16 protein-coding genes and 1 pseudogene are annotated in these 16224 nt (G+C 77.9%); 9 read left to right on the forward strand and 8 right to left on the reverse strand.

Annotated features, from left to right (window positions below; all coding sequences use genetic code 11):
• Positions 1-192 precede the first annotated feature (192 nt).
• Positions 193-1065 (forward strand): annotated as a pseudogene (locus tag NT8_RS08445) (winged helix DNA-binding domain-containing protein); the annotation flags it as partial.
• A gap of 45 nt (positions 1066-1110) precedes the next feature.
• Here NT8_RS08445 and NT8_RS08450 read toward each other — a convergent pair.
• Together NT8_RS08450 and NT8_RS08455 are read right to left on the reverse strand one after the other, a co-directional pair.
• Positions 1111-2379, reverse strand: coding sequence for a DUF418 domain-containing protein (locus NT8_RS08450; protein WP_157515611.1), 1269 nt, complete (start codon positions 2377-2379; stop codon positions 1111-1113).
• 1539 nt (positions 2380-3918) lie between these two features.
• Complete coding sequence (locus NT8_RS08455) at positions 3919-4740, reverse strand: alpha/beta fold hydrolase (protein ID WP_067966016.1); 822 nt, start codon at positions 4738-4740, stop codon at positions 3919-3921.
• A gap of 96 nt (positions 4741-4836) precedes the next feature.
• Between NT8_RS08455 and NT8_RS08460 the strand changes: the two genes are divergently transcribed.
• The 4 genes from NT8_RS08460 (at position 4837) to NT8_RS08475 (ending at position 8430) form a co-directional block, all read left to right on the forward strand.
• Complete coding sequence (locus NT8_RS08460; protein ID WP_067966018.1) at positions 4837-5394, forward strand: CGNR zinc finger domain-containing protein; 558 nt, start codon at positions 4837-4839, stop codon at positions 5392-5394.
• On the forward strand, positions 5391-6020 hold the full coding sequence (locus NT8_RS08465) for a nucleotidyltransferase domain-containing protein (RefSeq protein ID WP_067966020.1): 630 nt from the start codon (positions 5391-5393) through the stop codon (positions 6018-6020). Before NT8_RS08460 ends, NT8_RS08465 begins: the two co-directional genes overlap by 4 nt.
• A gap of 398 nt (positions 6021-6418) precedes the next feature.
• Positions 6419-7216: a TIGR03084 family metal-binding protein gene (locus tag NT8_RS08470; protein ID WP_067966022.1), complete on the forward strand. Its 798-nt coding sequence runs from the start codon at positions 6419-6421 to the stop codon at positions 7214-7216.
• A 50-nt stretch (positions 7217-7266) separates the two neighbouring features.
• A complete protein-coding gene (locus NT8_RS08475) occupies positions 7267-8430 on the forward strand; it encodes an acyl-CoA dehydrogenase family protein (protein WP_067966024.1) in 1164 nt (387 codons plus the stop codon).
• Here the strand turns inward: NT8_RS08475 and NT8_RS08480 are convergent.
• Positions 8418-9389 (reverse strand): AraC family transcriptional regulator, encoded by a 972-nt coding sequence (locus tag NT8_RS08480; protein ID WP_067966026.1) that lies wholly within the window; start codon positions 9387-9389, stop codon positions 8418-8420. The two genes, NT8_RS08475 and NT8_RS08480, sit on opposite strands and share 13 nt — an antisense overlap.
• 181 nt (positions 9390-9570) lie before the next feature.
• Between NT8_RS08480 and NT8_RS08485 the strand changes: the two genes are divergently transcribed.
• Both NT8_RS08485 and NT8_RS08490 read left to right on the forward strand, forming a co-directional pair.
• Positions 9571-10389 (forward strand): Rossmann-fold NAD(P)-binding domain-containing protein, encoded by an 819-nt coding sequence (locus tag NT8_RS08485; protein ID WP_067966028.1) that lies wholly within the window; start codon positions 9571-9573, stop codon positions 10387-10389.
• A gap of 81 nt (positions 10390-10470) precedes the next feature.
• Positions 10471-10965 (forward strand): anthrone oxygenase family protein, encoded by a 495-nt coding sequence (locus NT8_RS08490; protein WP_067966030.1) that lies wholly within the window; start codon positions 10471-10473, stop codon positions 10963-10965.
• Between the two features lie 55 nt (positions 10966-11020).
• Here NT8_RS08490 and NT8_RS08495 read toward each other — a convergent pair whose 3' ends face one another.
• Both NT8_RS08495 and NT8_RS08500 read right to left on the reverse strand, forming a co-directional pair.
• Entirely contained in the window at positions 11021-12439 is a 1419-nt protein-coding gene (locus tag NT8_RS08495) for an MFS transporter (protein ID WP_067966033.1), read from the reverse strand.
• 345 nt (positions 12440-12784) lie between these two features.
• On the reverse strand, positions 12785-13123 hold the full coding sequence (locus tag NT8_RS08500) for an ArsR/SmtB family transcription factor (RefSeq protein ID WP_067966035.1): 339 nt from the start codon (positions 13121-13123) through the stop codon (positions 12785-12787).
• Between the two features lie 57 nt (positions 13124-13180).
• Between NT8_RS08500 and NT8_RS08505 the strand changes: the two genes are divergently transcribed.
• Entirely contained in the window at positions 13181-13507 is a 327-nt protein-coding gene (locus NT8_RS08505) for a putative quinol monooxygenase (protein WP_067966037.1), read from the forward strand.
• A 48-nt stretch (positions 13508-13555) separates the two neighbouring features.
• On the opposite strand, the gene NT8_RS08510 is transcribed toward NT8_RS08505, so the two are convergent.
• Positions 13556-14098 (reverse strand): DinB family protein, encoded by a 543-nt coding sequence (locus NT8_RS08510; RefSeq protein ID WP_067966039.1) that lies wholly within the window; start codon positions 14096-14098, stop codon positions 13556-13558.
• Between the two features lie 77 nt (positions 14099-14175).
• Entirely contained in the window at positions 14176-14808 is a 633-nt protein-coding gene (locus NT8_RS08515; RefSeq protein ID WP_067966041.1) for a DNA-3-methyladenine glycosylase I, read from the reverse strand.
• A gap of 193 nt (positions 14809-15001) precedes the next feature.
• Here NT8_RS08515 and NT8_RS08520 point away from each other — a divergent pair, with 193 nt between their 5' ends.
• Positions 15002-15487: a GNAT family N-acetyltransferase gene (locus NT8_RS08520; protein WP_174549543.1), complete on the forward strand. Its 486-nt coding sequence runs from the start codon at positions 15002-15004 to the stop codon at positions 15485-15487.
• A gap of 175 nt (positions 15488-15662) precedes the next feature.
• On the opposite strand, the gene NT8_RS08525 is transcribed toward NT8_RS08520, so the two are convergent.
• Complete coding sequence (locus tag NT8_RS08525) at positions 15663-16160, reverse strand: MarR family winged helix-turn-helix transcriptional regulator (protein ID WP_245646088.1); 498 nt, start codon at positions 16158-16160, stop codon at positions 15663-15665.
• Between the last annotated feature and the right edge of the window lie 64 nt (positions 16161-16224).

Here is a 16224-nt window from a genome sequence, read left to right on the forward strand (position 1 = left end):
GCCACCAGGACACCGACCCCCGGCGGTGCCGGGGGAGAGGCCCGCCAGTGACCCGGCCGCCCCCGCTGCGACGCACATCGCACCCGGCGCCCCGCACCGCCCCACCGGGGCCGGCGGGGCGCCCGACCGCCGCCCCGCCGGTCGACTCCACCGACGGGCGCCGCTCCGCCACCGCCCGCACCACGAGGACCGAGAGGAACGCCCACCACCGTCACCGCCGCCGACGCCCTCGCCTGGCGCGCCCGCCACGCCCCCATGCTGCGCCAACGGGTCCTGGCCACCTACCGCAGCGACCTCCAGGGCGTCGACCTCGAAGAGCTCGCCGCCGCCGGCCGCGCCGTCCTGGCCGACGGGCAACCCCGTTCGATGGGCGACCTCGCGCGCGCCCTCGCCCACCGCTGGCCCGACCCCGGGCACCGGCCCCTGGGGGAGATGCTCGTCGCCGCCCTCATCCCCACGGTCCAGCTGCCGCCGCGCGGCCTGTGGCGCACCCGCGCCGGGGTGCGCAACGCCCCCTACACCCACTGGCTGGGCCGCGACCCCGACCCCGTCCCCGCCGACGCCGCCGATCCCGTGGGCCAGGCTCTGGTGCGCCGCTACCTGGCCGCGTTCGGTCCTGCCGCGACCGCCGACGTGCGCGCCTGGTCCGGTCTGGCCGGGCTGCCCGCGGCGGTCGCCGCCCTGCGCGGCGAACTGGTCTCCTTCCGCGACGAGCGCGGCCGCGAACTCCTCGACCTGCCGGACGCGCCGCGCCCCGACCCCGACACCCCCGCCCCGGTGCGGTTCCTGCCCGCCTTCGACAACACGGTCCTCGGCTACCACGACCGCACCCGCGTCATCGACGACGCCCACCGCGGACTGTCGGTCGCCGGTGCCCGCGTCGTCCTGGTCGACGGGCGGGTGGCGGCGACCTGGACCGTCGAGGACGGGACCGTCGCCGTGACCCCGCTGTACCGGCTCTCCCGGGCCGACCGCGACGCCGCCGCCGAGGAGGGGCGGGCGCTGGCGGTGTTCCTCTCCGACGGCGACAGCGACCGCGTCACCGTCGCCGCGTCCCCCGCCTGACGGGCGCACCCCCGGCGGCGGGCCCGCCGCCGGGGAAACCGGTGCTCAGGGGATGCGGCGCGCCGCCCACAGCGACACCGCGTGCAGCGGCTGCTCCAGCGGGCCGCGCCGCCCGGTCCACCGCCACACGGCCGCCCCGGCCAGCGAGCCCACCAGCACCACCGGCCCCAGTACCGGGTCCAGCAGCGCCCCCCAGGGGCGCTCGGCCACCCAGATCAGCAGCACGTGCGCCACATAGGCGGTCAGCGCCAGCGCCCCCACCGCGGCCACCGGGTACAGCACCCACCGCAGCCACTCGCCCACCAGCAGGCACCCCCCGAGCACGGCCGCCGCCGCGCCGCCCGCCGCGAACACCTCCAGCGGGGTCCCGCTGTGGGGGGCGTCGGACAGCAGCCACACCCAGTCGTGGACCGGCACGGTGCCGGGGAACCCGTCGGCCAGCGCGGTGGCCGCGTCGGGCGGCGCCCCGTGGTCGGCCACGGCGGCGGGGGTGAACGACGCCTCCAGGCGGGCCCGTCCGCCCAGCGGGCCCAGCGCCACCCATGAGGCGGTGTGGGCGAGCGCGGCGGTCGCCGCCCCGGCGCCGACCAGGGTCCACCGCACCCGGGTCGAGCGCAGGTCGAGCCGGCCGATGGCCAGTCCGGCCAGGACGAACGGCATCCAGGTCAGGGCCGGGTAGGCGCCGGTGAGCAGGAGGTCGATGAGGCCTTCGCCGGCCAGGGCCTCCAACGGGTCGTAGGTGTTGACGGCGGTGAACGGGGCGCGCAGGGGGCCGTCGGCGGCGGCCGCCCGCACGTGGAAGGACACGATGGGGCCGACGACGGCCAGCGCGGCGGCGGCGCCGGCGACGATGGTCCACCGCTCGTGCAGGAAGGGGGCGGTGAGCAGGAAGAACACGGCGTAGTAGGCGAGGATGACGGCGACGGGGGTGCCCAGGAGGGTGAGTGCGGTGCCCAGGGGGAGCATGAGCAGGCCGCGGATCACCACGCGCCACAGCGCCACGCCCATGGCCGGCCCGGTGGCGGGGGTGCGGCCGCCGGACAGCAGGGCCGCCGACACCCCGGCGAGCAGGGCGAACAGGGCGGCGGAGCGCCCGGCGGCGACCGGTTGCAGGGCGTTGGTGCCGTCGGCGAGGGTCCAGCCGATGCCGAGGTGGACGACGAACATGCCCAGGACGGCCAGGCCGCGGGCCAGGTCGATGCCGATGAGGCGGCCGGTTGCTGGGGATCGGCGCGGCGGCCGGCGGTGGGCGGGCGCCGTTGCGGCGGGTGCGGCGTCGGGGAGGGGGGCGGGGGAGCCGGGAGTGTGCGACACGCATCGAGCATTCCCCGGCGGGCGGCGCCGGGGGGCGGTTTGCGGGGGAGAGGGGCGCCGGGTGACCGGTTGTGGCCGTACGGCGCGCGGCCGCGGCCGGGGTGGCAACGGTGGTGCGGGGTCGCGCGTCGGGGGCGGGCAGCGGCGGTCGGCCGGGGGTGGTGGGTGGAGGCGGGTTCTCGGCCGGGCGCACTGATTGTCCGCTACTCCCCCGAATGATGCATAACGCACTTTATGCATCAAATATCCGGTTCGCTGGGCGAGGGGGCGGCCAGGGGGACCGGCGGCGGCCGGGGCGGCGAGGGTGGCCATCCGGGTCGGCGCGGCCGGGGGCAGGCGGGAGGCCGTCGGCCCGGATGGCCTACCGGGCCGTCGGCCATCCGGAGGCCCCAGGCGCGGGCGCGAACGTGGCCCTGCGGTCCCGCTCGGGCGTCGGCACGGCCGCCGTCCCGGCGGTGAGTGCGCATACGCGCACGTCGAAGCCCTCCGGTGCGGCGAGGCGACGGAGTCCGGCAGCGGCCCAGGGGGAACCCCTTGTTCCAGTCAACCCGATCATGAGCCGCCCCGGTCGGGCGTCCGATGGATCTGTGGACGACGCCGGGAAAGCCACGTACGACGGGGGCGTCTGCGTCTACTCACGCAAAGTCCCCGCTGCTCCGCACCCCGGCCCGAGTCGATGTCTGCACGGCTCCATCCGTTGGCCCGCGCCCAGAGCAGGAGCATCCGATCCTGGATGAACCGGCTGTTCTCGCCGGAAGACAGGCACCCGTCTGTGGGCGGTGCCGGAATCCGGGTTCGGCCTGCGGGGTCCGGTCCGGCTAAGCCGGTGCTGACCGCCGTTGCGTGGTGTGCGGACGCCCGGCGCCCGTCGTCCACCGCTCGGCCCTGGCGCGGCCGCCCGGCGGTCGGTTGCTCTGGGCGGGCGCTGCAGGGGCGCGGGCGGTGTGTGTCGACGGGCTGGGCGGCCGGGTGGGTGGCCACCGCAAACCCCTTCTGTCGCGGATCTGGCGGTATGCCGATAATGCACATTATGTAAAGTTGGGCGTTTCTTGACCCTTCCCCGCCGTGTCGCACTGGACCTCTGACCGTGCGGTTCGCTCCGCGCCGCGCCTCGGCGTCCCGGTCCGGGCGCCGACCGCCGGTGAGCGTGCCGCGTGCGGCTGCGGATCCGGCGCCCGCCGCACCGGCCCGGAGTGGCACGCGTACGACGCGGTTTCGCTGTGGTGTCCGGCGGTCCGCGTCCCACCCCGGCACGCGGGCGGATCAGCGGGTCACCGGCATCGCGCCCGGCCCCACCGGGCGCTTCGACGGCAGGCGGCACCGGTGCACCGGTGCACCGGTGTGGCGACACCGTTGCGCGACTCCCCCGGCCCCGGCGCGGCGCCGCCGCACCGCAGGTGGTCGTCACCCCGGGGGAATCGATCGTCACCGTCCGTGATGGCCCGTGCTTGTTGTACCCCCCTCCCCCGCGTCCCGCTCTCGGCGCCGGGGGTGCCAGGTGGGCCGATGATCAGGGGTTCTGCGGAAGTGCGGGCGGTGTCAGCGGGACAGGAAGTCGGTGAGTAGGGCGGTGAGGCGGGCCGGGGCGTCGTGCTGGACGAGGTGGCCGGCGCCGTCGATCCAGTGGAGGTGGGCGCCGGGGATGGCGGCGGCGAGGCGGCGGGCGTGGTCGGGGGGCAGCCAGGTGTCGTCGCGGCCCCAGGCGATGAGGACGGGCAGGTCGAGGTCGGCGTAGCGGTCCTCGATCTCGTGGGTGTGCTCCTGGTCGGCCTGGGCGATCTGGCGGTAGAAGGCGGCCTGGCCGTCGGGGCCGCGCCAGGGGGCGGTGAGGTCGTCGAGGAGGTCGGCGCGGGGCGGGGTGCGGGTGGCGGTGGTGATGTAGGCGCGGACGAGGGCGTCGTGGAGGTGGGCGGGCAGGGCGGTGAAGACGTCGGCGTGGTCGTGGACGAGGCGGAAGAAGTCGCTGCCCCAGGGGCGCAGGGCGACGGCGTCGATGAGGGCGAGGCGGCGGTAGGCGATGCCGTCGAGGAGGTGGGTGCGCAGGGCGACGGCGCCGCCGAAGTCGTGGGCGATGACGGTGGGGTGGTCGAGGTCCCAGTGGCGCAGCAGGGTGGTGAAGGCGCGCTGCTGGGCGGCGAGGGAGACGTCTTGGCCGGGGTGGCGGGCGGAGGTGCCGTAGCCGGGCATGTCCCACAGGTAGACGGTGTGGTGGGCGGCGAGGGCGGTGGCGGTGTCGTGCCAGACGCGGGAGGAGAAGGGGGTGCCGTGCAGGAGGACGACGGGGTCGCCGGTGCCGTGGGCGGTCCAGCGGGCGGTGCCGCTGGGGGTGTCGGTGTGGTGGTCGAGGTTCCAGGTGGTCATGGTGTTCCCTACCGTGGTGTCGTGTTACCGGTTGGCAGTCGTTGCCGGTAACGCGGACGTTACCACTCGACCGGCCATGGGGGTAACATCGGCGCCATGGCGTACGAACGGCGGGCGGCCCCGGGGGCCCTGGAGCGCGTGGAGGCCTTCGGCAACTCCGCGCGCCTGCTCTACGGCGAGGACGCGTGGGCCGACCTGGCCGGGGCGCGGGCGTGGCTGGGCGGGCACGGCTGGGAGCGGGCCGCGCGCGCGGCGGGCGAGGCCGACCGCGCCGCTCTCGTGGCGGTGCGCGAGGCGCTGCGCGCCCACCTGGCCGGGACGGCCGCCGCCGATGACCGCGCGGTCCTGGACGGCTGGGCGGGGCGGGTCCTGGCCCCGCCCCGCTGGTCCGCCGAGGGGCGGCCGGTGCTGCCCGTGGCCGCCGCGTCCCCGGTGGAGGAGGTCGTCGGCGAGGTGCTGGGGGCGCTGCTGACCGAGGAGCTGGCGGGCGGCCGGGCGCGGTTGAAGGCGTGCCGGCTGCCCGAGTGCCGGTGGCTGTTCTACGACCGCTCCCCCGCCGCCAACAGCGTGTGGTGCAGCATGGAGATCTGCGGCGCCCGGCACAAGATGCGCTCCTACCGCACCCGCCGCGCCGCCCCGACGCGCGGGACGTGAGCGCGGCGCGGGAGCCGTTCGGGCGGTGGTCGGCCGCCCCGCTCGCCGAGGTCGCCCGGCTGTTCTCCGGCGCCGACCGCCCCTGGTGGGTGGCCGGGGGGCACGCCGTGGAACTGGCGGTGGGGCGCCGTCTGCGCGAGCACGGCGACATCGACGTGCTGGTGCTGCGCCGCGACCAGGCGCTGGTGCAGCGGGTGCTGTCGGGGTGGGAGTGGTGGGCGGCCGACCCGCCGGGGCGGCTGCGCCCGTGGCGGGTGGGCGAGGAGCTGCCGGCCGGGGTGCACGACGTGTGGTGCCGCCCCGGTGCGGACGCCCCCTGGCGCGTGCAGGTGATGTTGGACGAGGCGGCGGGCGGGGAGTGGGTGTCGCGGCGCGACGCCCGCGTGCGCCTCCCGGTCGGTGAATTGGGTGCGGTCTCGGCGCGGGGCGTGCCCTACGTGGTGCCGCGGGTGCAGCTCTACTACAAGGCGTGGTCGCCGCGTCCGCGCGACGAGGTGGACTTCACCGCGGCGCTGCCCGTGCCGGCGCCGTCCGCCCGGGGGTGGCCGGCCGACGCGATCGAGCTGACCTGCGGCCCGCACCCGTGGACACCGCGCCTGCGCGGCGCCGGTACCCGGCGCGGCTGACGGCGGCCGGTCCCCGCGCGCCCGTGGCGGCGCGGGTGCGCCGGGGCCGGTCCGGTGCGCGGTTCAGCGGTATCGAGGCTTGCGGCGCTACCGGGAGGGCCTGGAGGAGCGCTGCGCGGAGTCCCCGGTGATGACGGTGCTGCACTAGGCGGGCTCCTATGACCCCCGATGACGGCGCACGGCCGACCGGTGCGCACCCGCCGGACGGTGCTCGGTTCCGCGCCCCCGACCCCGACCATCCGCGGGTGGCGGTCATCTCGGCAGCACCCGCCCGGAACGCGAGGCCGACGCCGTGGCAGTCCCGGCGGCCGCTCCGGCGGGGTGGGGCCCGCAAAAACCAGCACGGGTGCTTGTTTCGGGGGGGCGGGGGTGCCAGGGTGGGGCCAGGAGGTGCCGTTGTGACCGACGTCGACGCGCTCGCCGAGGACCTGCGCCGCGAGGGTGAGGAGGCCGACGCCCTCGTCGCCGACCTGCCCGCCCCCCAGTGGGCCCGCGCCACCCCCGCCCCGGGGTGGACCATCGCCCACCAGATCGCCCACCTGGCCTGGACCGACCGGGTCGCGCTGCTGTCCGCCACCGACCCCGCGGCCTTCGCCGACACCCTCGCCGCGGCCGCCGCCGCACCCGACACCCACGTCGACACCGCCGCCGAGCGCGGGGCCGCCGCCCCGCCCGCGGCGCTGCTCGCCGAGTGGCGCAGTGGACGCGCCGCCCTGCTGGAGGCGCTGGCCCGGGTGCCGGCCGGCACCCGGCTGCCGTGGTTCGGCCCGCCGATGAAGGCGGCGTCCATGCTCACCGCCCGGCTGATGGAGACCTGGGCGCACGCCCTGGACATCGCCGACGCGCTGGGGGTGCGCCGCTCCCCCACCGGCCGGCTGCGCCACGTCGCCCACCTGGGCGTGCGCACCCGCGACTTCGCGTTCGCCGTGCACGGGCTGGACGCCCCGGGCGCCCCGTTCCGGGTGGAGCTGGACCCGCCCGGCGGCGGGGCGCCGTGGTCGTGGGGTCCCGCCGACGCCGCCGAGCGCGTCACCGGGCCGGCCGAGGACTTCTGCCTGCTGGTGGTCCGGCGCCGCCACCGCGCCGACCTGGCGCTGCGCGCCCACGGGCCGGCGGCCGACCGCTGGCTCGACGTGGCGCAGGCGTTCGCCGGCCCGCCCGGCACCCCGCGTCCCCCCGCCGCCACCGCCCGCTGACCCCCCTCCCCCGCGGGGCCGGCCGGCCCCGCCGCCGCCGTGGAGCCGCCATGACCGCGCCCGTGCCCGCCGACCCCTTCGCCGCCGCCGAGCGCGCCGAGCTGCGGCGCACGGTGCGCCGGTTCGTCGCCGACCATGTCGCCGACCACCTGGACGACTGGGAGCGCGCCGGGGAGATCCCGCGCGCCCTGCACCGGGTGGCGGGGGCCGCCGGGCTGCTGGGGGTGTCCTTCCCCGAGGCGGTCGGCGGGGGCGGCGGCGACCTGATCGACGCGCTGTGCCTGGTGGAGGAGCTGATGCTGGCGGGCGCCTCGGGCGGCCTGGTCGCCGGACTGCTGACGTGCGGGATCGCGGTCCCGCACCTGGCGGCGGCCGGGGACGCCGCCCAGGTGGAGCGGTGGGTGCGCCCGACGCTGGCCGGGGAGTTGATCGGGGCGCTGGCGGTGACCGAGCCCGGCGGCGGGTCGGACGTGGCCCGGTTGGCGACCACGGCGGTGCGCGACGGCGACGCCTACGTCGTCAACGGGGTGAAGACGTTCATCACGTCGGGGTGCCGGGCGGACTTCGCGACGGTGGCGGTGCGCACCGGCGGGGCGGGCGCGCCCGGCGTCTCGCTGCTGGTGGTGGAGCGCCACACGCCGGGGTTCGCGGTGTCGCGGCGGCTGGAGAAGATGGGGTGGGCGTGCTCGGACACCGCGGAGCTGGCGTTCACCGACTGCCGGGTGCCGGCGGCCAACCTGGTGGGGGCCGAGGGCACCGGGTTCGCGCGGCTGGCGGTGAACTTCCAGGAGGAGCGGCTGACGCTGGCGGTGCAGGCGTGCGCGGGGGCGCAGCGGGCGCTGGAGGCGTCGGTGGCGTGGTGCCGGGACCGGTCGACGTTCGGCCGCCCGCTGATCTCGCGCCAGCACGTGCGCCTGACGCTGGTGGAGATGCGGCGGCGCCTGGAGGCCGCCCGCTGCTACGTGCGCGACGCCGCGGTGCGCCACCTGCGCGGGGAGGACACCGTCGCCCAGGTGTGCCTGGCCAAGAACACGGCGGTGGAGGCGGGGCAGTGGGTGGTCGACCAGGCGGTGCAGCTGCACGGCGGGGCGGGGTACATGCGGGGCGCGGAGGTGGAGCGCCAGTACCGCGACATGCGCATCCTGGGCATCGGCGGCGGGGCCAGTGAGGTGCTGGCGCAGTTGGCGGCGGCCCGGCTGGGCTACACCGCCTGATCCCCGCTGTCCGGCGGGGCCGGGACGGGGGCGACGGCGGCGCGGTCGCGGTAGGTCTGCGGGCTGATGCCGTGCACCCGCTTGAACGCGGTGGACAGCGCGAACGGGCTGCCGTAGCCGACCCGGCGGGCGACCGCCCCCAGGGTGGTGCCGGGTTCGCGCAGCAGGTCGGCGGCGAGGGCGAGCCGGCGGCGGGTGAGGTAGGCCATCGGGGGTTCGCCGATGAGGTCGGTGAAGCGGCGGGCCAGGTGGGCGCGGGAGACCCCGCAGGCGGCGGCCAGCCCGGCGACCGTCCACGGGTGTTCGGGGGCCTCGTGCACCAGGCGCAGCGCCGGGCCCACGACCGGGTCGCCGTGGGCGCGGAACCAGGCGGGGGCGGTGGCGGAGCGGGCGAAGTGGGCGCGCAGCACGGTGATGAGCAGGACGTCGAGCAGCCGGTCGAGGACGACCTCCTGGCCGGGGCGGTCCTTGGCTGCCTCGGCGGCCAGCAGGGCGGGCAGCGGGGAGTCCAGTTCGGCGCCGGGCAGGACCGCCAGCGGGGGCAGGGCGGACAGCAGGCGGTGGGTGGGCTCGCCGCGCATCCGGTAGGTGCCCACGAGCAGGACGGTGCCGCCGGCGGGGTCGTTGCCCCAGGTGCGCACGCCCAGGTCCATGTCCAGGGGGCTGCCGTCGGGGGCGGCGCACCTCTGCCCGGGGTGGATGACGACCGTGGTGGGGGTGGCGGGGTCGTCGGCGAAGGTGTAGGGGTCGGGGCCGCGCAGCAGCGCGACGTCGCCCGGCTCCAGTGCGCGCGGGGCGGTACCGCCCGCCATGGCGTGGCAGCGGCCCGCCACGGCGGCGACCAGGGTCAGGGGGGCCTCGTCGCGGACCTCCACGGCGAACGGCGGCGCCATGACGGTGCGCAGCAGGAACGCGCCGCGGGCGCGGGGGCCTTCCAGCAGGTCGGCGAGGGGGTCCATGCGCGCCAAGTGTAGACGCGCGCGTATGGGGGTGGGCGTGCGGGCGATGGTCGGGCCGCGCGTTCCGCGATTGGGTGGGTCCATGACGACGACACGGACGGACCGGGCGGCGCGGGCGGCGCGGGCGGATGGGCGGGCCCGGGCGGCGCGGGCGGATGGGCGGGCCCGGGCGGCGGAGGCGATGACGGTGCTGGTGCTGGGCGGCACCGGCAAGACGGGGCGGCGGGTGGCGGCGCGGCTGGCCGCCCGCGGGCACCGGGTGCGGGTGGGGGCGCGGTCGGCCGCCCCGTCCTTCGACTGGACGGACCGGGCCACGTGGGGCCCGGAGCTGGAGGGGGTGGACGCCGCCTACATCGCCTACTCCCCCGACGCCGGGTTCCCCGGCGCCGCGGAGGCGGTGGGCGGCTGGGCGCGGCGGGCGGTGGCCGCCGGGGTGCGGCGGCTGGTGCTGCTGACCGGGCGGGGCGAGGCGGGCGCGGTGCGCACCGAGGAGGCCGTGCGGGCCACCGGCGCCGACCTGACGGTGCTGCGGGCGGCGTTCTTCGCGCAGAACTTCAGCGAGGACTTCCTGGTGGACATGGTGCGCGGCGGGCGGGTGGTGTTCTGCGCCGACCCGGGGGTGGGCGAGCCGTTCGTCGACGCCGAGGACATCGCGGAGGTGGCGGTGGCGGCGCTGACGGGCCCCGAGCACATCGGGCGGACCTACGACGTTACGGGGCCGCGGCTGCTGGGGTTCGGGGCGGCGGTGGCCGAGGTCGCGGCGGCGGCCGGGCGCGAGGTCGGCTACACGCCGGTGCCGGTGGGCGCGTTCCGGGACGGGATGGTCGCCGACGGGGTGCCGGCGGGGTTCGCCGACCCCTTCACCGCGCTGCTGGGCGAGGTGCTGGACGGGCGCAACGCCCACGTGGGCGACGGGGTGCGGCGGGTGCTGGGGCGGGAGCCGCGCGACTTCGCCGCCTACGCCGCCGCGGCGGCGGCCGACGGGGTCTGGGACGTGTGAGGGGCCCGCTGCCCGCCCTTCGGGGGGCGGGCAGCGGGTGGGGTGGCGGACGAGCGGACGATGATCGGAGGAGGCGGGGGCATGGCGGTGGTGAGCGGGGCCGCGCTGGTCGCGGCGGTGGTGGCGACGGGGGTGTTCGCCGGGGTGTTCTACGGGTTCACGGTGGCGGTGATGCCGGGGCTGGCCCGGGTGGACGACGCGGCGTTCGTGCGGGTGATGCGGCGGATCAACGCCGCGATCCTCAACGGGTGGTTCCTGGGGGTGTTCGGCGGGGCGCCGGTGCTGCTGGCGGCGGCGCTGGCCGCCGACGTGGCGGCCGGTGCCGGCGCCTGGCCGCTGATCGGGGCGGCGCTGGCGGCGTGCGTGGCGGCGGTGGGCGCCACGGCGGTGGTGAACGTGCCGATGAACGAGGCGCTGGAGGCCGCCGGGGACCCGGCCGGCGCCGGGGAGGCGGCGCGGGCGCGGGCCGCGTTCGAGCGGCGCTGGGTGCGGTGGAACACGGTGCGCACGGTGCTGTCGGTCCTGGCGCTGGGCCTGGCGGCGTGGGCGCTGGCGGTGCACGCGGCCGCGGGGTGAGGACCGGTGGCCGGTCGGCTGGGGCGCGCCCCAGCCGACCGGCCGGGGGTGCCGGCTAGGGCGCCTGCCGGCGGCGGGTGCGGTCGGCGGCGCAGGCGGTGGCGGCGCCGAGTGCGCACAGCAGGGCGAAGGCGTACAGCATCAGGCGGGCCGAGCCGAGCATCGCGGGTCCGCCCAGGCGGACCAGGGCCCCAGCGGCGGCGGTGCCGAACGCGATCGCCAGGCTGGTGACGGTGGCGACGGCGGCGGCCGCCCGCCGGCCCTCACCGGGGTCGCGGGTGCTGGACATCGCCGCCACGGACAGGTGTGGGTAGGCCAGGCCGATGCCGGCGCCCGCGGCGAGCAGCGCCGGGACCCAGGCCAGGACCAGCCAGGCGGGCGGGTCGGCGCGCTGCAGCAGGGCCAGGGCCGCCAGGCCGAGCGCGAGCACCAGGGGTCCCGCGACGTGCAGCCGGCGGATCGTGCGCGGGGCGGCGGCCGAGGAGCTGAGGAGCTGGGTGGCCGACCAGCCCAGCGAGAGGGCCGCCCCGAGGAACCCGGCGGCGGCCGGTCCCAGCCCGCCCAGGCGCTGGGCGAACAGCGGCACGAACGACTCGACGGCCACCCCGCAGGCCAGCAGTGCGATGGTCAGGTAGACCCAGGCCAGGGGGGACCCGAGGCGGTAGGCGGCGCGGGGGAAGACCCGGTGCGCGGTGCGGCGCTCGTGGGCGGCGAAGGCGATCAGCAGCGGGAGCGCGGCGGCGATCGCGAGCGCGGGGCCGGCGGTCCCGGGCAGCACCGCGGCCAGGCTGACGGCGGCGGTGGCGGCCGTGGCCAGCAGCAGGGACACGGCCGGGACCGGTTCGCCGGTGCCATCGGCCGCTGCGCGGCAGGGGCGGCCGGCGGGCAGCAGGCGGGGGGCGAGCAGGGCGCACGCGGCGGCGACGACCGCCATGAGGGCGAACGCCGGGCGCCACGCCCCGGCCTGGGCGAGCAGGCCGCCGAGCGCGGGGCCGGCGAAGTTGCCGATGCCGTACATCGCCGACATCAGGGCGCTGCCGCGCGTCCACAGCCGCTGCGGCAGGGCCGAGCGGATGACGGTGAAGCCCAGGCCGGACAGCAGGCCGGCGCCCAGGCCCTGCAGGGCGCGGCCGGCCAGCAGGAGCGGCATCTGCGGTGCGGCCGCGCACACCAGCGAGCCGGCCAGGAAGACGGCGCAGCCGACGCGGTAGGCGCCGGCGTCGCCCCGCCGGGCCTGGAGGCGGCTGACGAGCATGGTGGCGATGACCATGGCGACGAGGTAGGCCGTCATGTTCCAGGCGTAGAAGGCGTCGCCGCCGATGTCGGCGATGATCGTCGGCAGGAGGCTGGAGGCCAGGTAGATGTTGACGGCGCCGATGAGGACGCCGGTGGCGAGGATGAGGGCGGGCCCGGCGTAGGCGGGACCGAGCAGGTCCCGCCAGGGGGGCGGGACGGGCGCGGGCGTGGTGGTCATGCGGGTGTCCCCGTTCGCGTGGCGGCGGGGGCGGCCGGGCGGGCCGCGGGGCGGTCGGCGGCGGCCGGTGCGCGGCGGGGCCGCGCGGGGTGGGGTGCGGGGGCCGTGCGGCCCCGTTGGTCGTTGCGGTGCATGGCCTCCAGCGTGTCGTTAAGCCTGTCCCGGAAGGCCGGTCGGCGCCCACCGGCGCCGATGGGCGCGCAACCCTCAACCCGCCGCCGAACCCGGTCGCGGCGCGGCGCGGGTTGGGGCGGTGGGCGGGGTCGTGGTCCGGCATCGGACCGCGGGTGCCGGGGCGTGCCGAGGAAGGGTAGGGGCAGGGCGCGCCGGAACGGGCCGGTCTGGTCAGGGGGCGGTGGGTGCGGGGTCCGTGCTGTGCGGTGCGCCGTCCCGGGGGCCGGTGGCGGGTCGTGGTTCCGCGACGAGCAGCGCCAGCAGGCCGGGCAGGTGCCGTTCGATGTCGTCGCGGCGCAGCGCGACGGTGCTGCCGTTGCCGTGGTCGCGCTGGGTGATCAGCCCGGCGTCGCGCAGCACGCGGAAGTGGTGCGTGCGGGTGGCCTTCTTCACCGGCAGGTCGAACGATCCGCAGGCGCGCTCGCGGCCGCCGGGGTCGGCCGCGAGTTCGGCCACGACCCGGCGGCGGGAGGCGTCGGCGAGGGCGGCGAACACCGTGCCCAGGTCCATGCGTCCCCCTCAGGTACGGATTGCATCGTACCTTACGGGCGGCTACCCTCAGCAGGTATGACGATCATCGTACCTTCGTCGGACGGGCCCGTCGGCCTCTACGGCTTCGCCCGCCCCAAGCCCGAGCGCGCCGCGGAGCTGGAGCGGCTGCTGCTGTCGTTCGTGGCGCCGACCCGCGCCGAGCCCGGCTCGCTGCAGTACCAGGTCCACCGCGACGCCGCCGACCCCGGCACCCTCGTGTTCTACGAGCTGTGGCGTTCGGCCGAGGACCTGCGCGCCCACCTGGCCCGCCCCGAGCTCGCCCGCTTCCAGGAGCGGCGCATGGACTACCTGCGCGAGGACCTGGAGGTCCACTGGCTGACGCCGCTCAGCGCGGCGCCCTGATACGCGCCGCGCGGCGGCCCGGGGGCGGGGCCGCCGCGCGGGGGCGCGTCAGGACGAGGGGGCGGCGGTGTGCGCCCGGTACAGGTGGTGGACGATGCCGATCTCGGCGACGTTCTTGGTCAGCTCCACGGTGACCCACCCGGCGACGTCGCCCAGCGTCATGCCCGCCCCCCACGGCAGGGTGGCGGTGCGCTCGGTGGAGTCCAGGTCGGCGTCGGTCAACGGCTCCAGGACGGCACGCCAGCGCGTGTGCAGGTCGCGCAGCCACGCGGCGGCGGCGTCGGCCGACCCGGGCCAGAAGATCTCCTCGCGGTCGGGGGCGCTCCCGTCGACGCAGTGGCCCAGCGTGGTGGTCCACCAGTAGCCGATGTGCCAGGTCAGCCAGGCGATGGTGAGCGTGGGGACGGGTTCGGGTTCGGGCACCTGCCAGTCGGGGACCCAGCGGCCCTCGGCGTCGGGGCGCACCGTCCAGGCGCCCGGGGCGGGCTCCCACAGGTGGGCGGTGTCGTCGAGGTCGGCCAGGTGGTGCTCGAACAGCGCCCAGGCGATGTCGAGCTGGCGGGTCAGCAGGTGGATGCGGGGTACGGTCATGGGCGCCGAGTGTGGCAGCGGGCCGCGGCGGGGGGCAACGCGTTTTTCGCCGGCGCGGCGCGGGCCGGCCCCGGGGGTCAGGCGGGGTGGACGCCGGAGGTGGCGCGGCGGTGGCAGTCGAGCAGGTGGGTGTCGATGAGCCCGATCGCCTCCATGAGCGCGTGGGCGGTGGTGGGGCCGACGAAGCGGAACCCGCGGGCGCGCAGGTCGCGGGCCAGGGCGCGCGAGCCCGCCGAGACCGTGGGCACCTCGGCGGTGGTGCGCGGCGCGGGGGTCGCGGCGGGCAGGTGCGACCAGATCAGGGCGTCGAGCCCGCCGTCGGCGCGCAGGTCGATCGCCGCGCGGGCGTTGGAGCGGGCGGCCTCGATCTTGGCGCGGTTGCGCACGATGGCGGCGTCGCCCATCAGGCGCTCGACGTCGGCGTCGGTGAAGGCGGCGACGGCGTCGACGTCGAAGTCGGCGAAGGCGGTGCGGAAGGCGGGGCGCTTGGCGAGGATGGTCAGCCAGCTCAACCCGGACTGGAACGCCTCCAGGGTGACGCGTTCGAACAGGGCCTGCTCGCCGCGCACCACCAGGCCCCACTCGGTGTCGTGGTAGTGGCGGTTGAGGGGGTGGGAGACCGCCCACGGGCAGCGGGCCAGCCCGTCGTCGCCGACGACGGCCGCGCGTGCGGGCGCGGCGGGGGTGGCGGGGGCGGTCTCGGAGGTCATGGGTGCGGCTCCTCGGGTGGGTCGTCGCCGGGCGTGGCGGGGCCGCCCGGGCGCGGTCCAGGGTAGCCGCCCGGGCCGGGCGCGGGCGGCCGGGCGTCCGATCCCCGCCGACGGGCGGGGCGCGGTGGTGGCCGGCGCGGCGGCGGGGGTGCGCCGTTGCGGGCGGGGCGGGTGGGCGGCCATGCTGGGGCGCATGCTGATCCGCCCCGCCCCCGCCGAGGACTGGCCCGCGATATGGCCGTTCCTGCGCCGCATCGTCGCGGCCGGGGAGACCTTCACCTGGGAGACCGACGTCACCGAGGACGAGGCCCGCCTGCGGTGGTTCCCGCCGCCGCCCGGGCGCACCTTCGTCGCGGTCGACGGCGGCGCGGTGGTGGGCAGCGCGGTGAGCGTGCGCAACCACCGCGGGCCGGGCGCCCACATCGGGTCGGCGAGCTTCATGGTCGACCCCGACCACGCCGGGCGGGGTGTCGGGAGGGCACTGGGCGAGCACGTCATCGCCGTCCAGCGGGCCGACGGGTTCCGCGCGATGCAGTTCAACGCGGTGGTCGCCACCAACACCCGGGCGGTGGCGCTGTGGCGCTCGCTGGGGTTCGAGGTCATCGGCACCCTGCCCGAGGGGTTCCGGCACCCGCGGCACGGCTACGTCGGGCTGCACATCATGCACCGGCGGCTGTAGCGGGGCGGCCGCCCGGTCCGCGGGAGCGGTCGGGGCCGCCGGGCGCCGCACGGCGCCGCGCCCCGAGGGGGCGGCCGCGCGGGCGGACCGGCCGGGCCCGACCGGGGCGCCGGACGCACCGGAGGGCCCGCGGGAGACGCGGAGCGGACCGCGAGCGGGCACCGGGGCGGGCGGGTCAGCCGGTGCCGAACCAGCCGGGGGCGTCCAGGCGCATCGGGTCGCCCGGGGTGAGGGCGCGCAGGTCGGCCTCCAGGGCGCGCAGGCGGTCCTCGCCGACCTCCTCGGCCCACCGCCGGCGCAGCCGGTCGAAGATGTGCGCGGAGCGGGCCAGGAGGTCGCGGCCGCGGTCGGTCAGCCGGACGGTCTTGCGGCGGGCGTCGGCGGGGTCCTCGGCGCGCTCCAGGTAGCCCAGGCGCTCCAGGGTGGCGATGGTCTTGCCGGCGGCCTGCTTGGACACCTGCAGGCGGCGGCCGAGTTCGGCGGCGGTGGTGCCGTCGCGGCCGACGGCCTGGAGGGCGAAGCCGTGCATCGGGCGCGCGTCGGGGTGGCCCTGCCGGGCGAGTTCGGTGTGCAGGTCGTCGATGAGCACGCGGAACCCCATGAGCAGCCGCAGCGGCAGCTCGAACCCCGCCGGCTCCCCCACCCGTTCGGCCATCGCGTCGACGTCGCCCACGCGCCGAGGCTAGCCCATCCGCCGCGCCCGGGCCGCGCCGCCGCTCCCCCGGTCCCGCCCCTCC

This window comes from Nocardiopsis trehalosi NBRC 14201 (assembly GCF_001552555.1).
In the GTDB taxonomy this organism is placed as follows: Bacteria; Actinomycetota; Actinomycetes; order Streptosporangiales; family Streptosporangiaceae; genus Nocardiopsis_B; species Nocardiopsis_B trehalosi.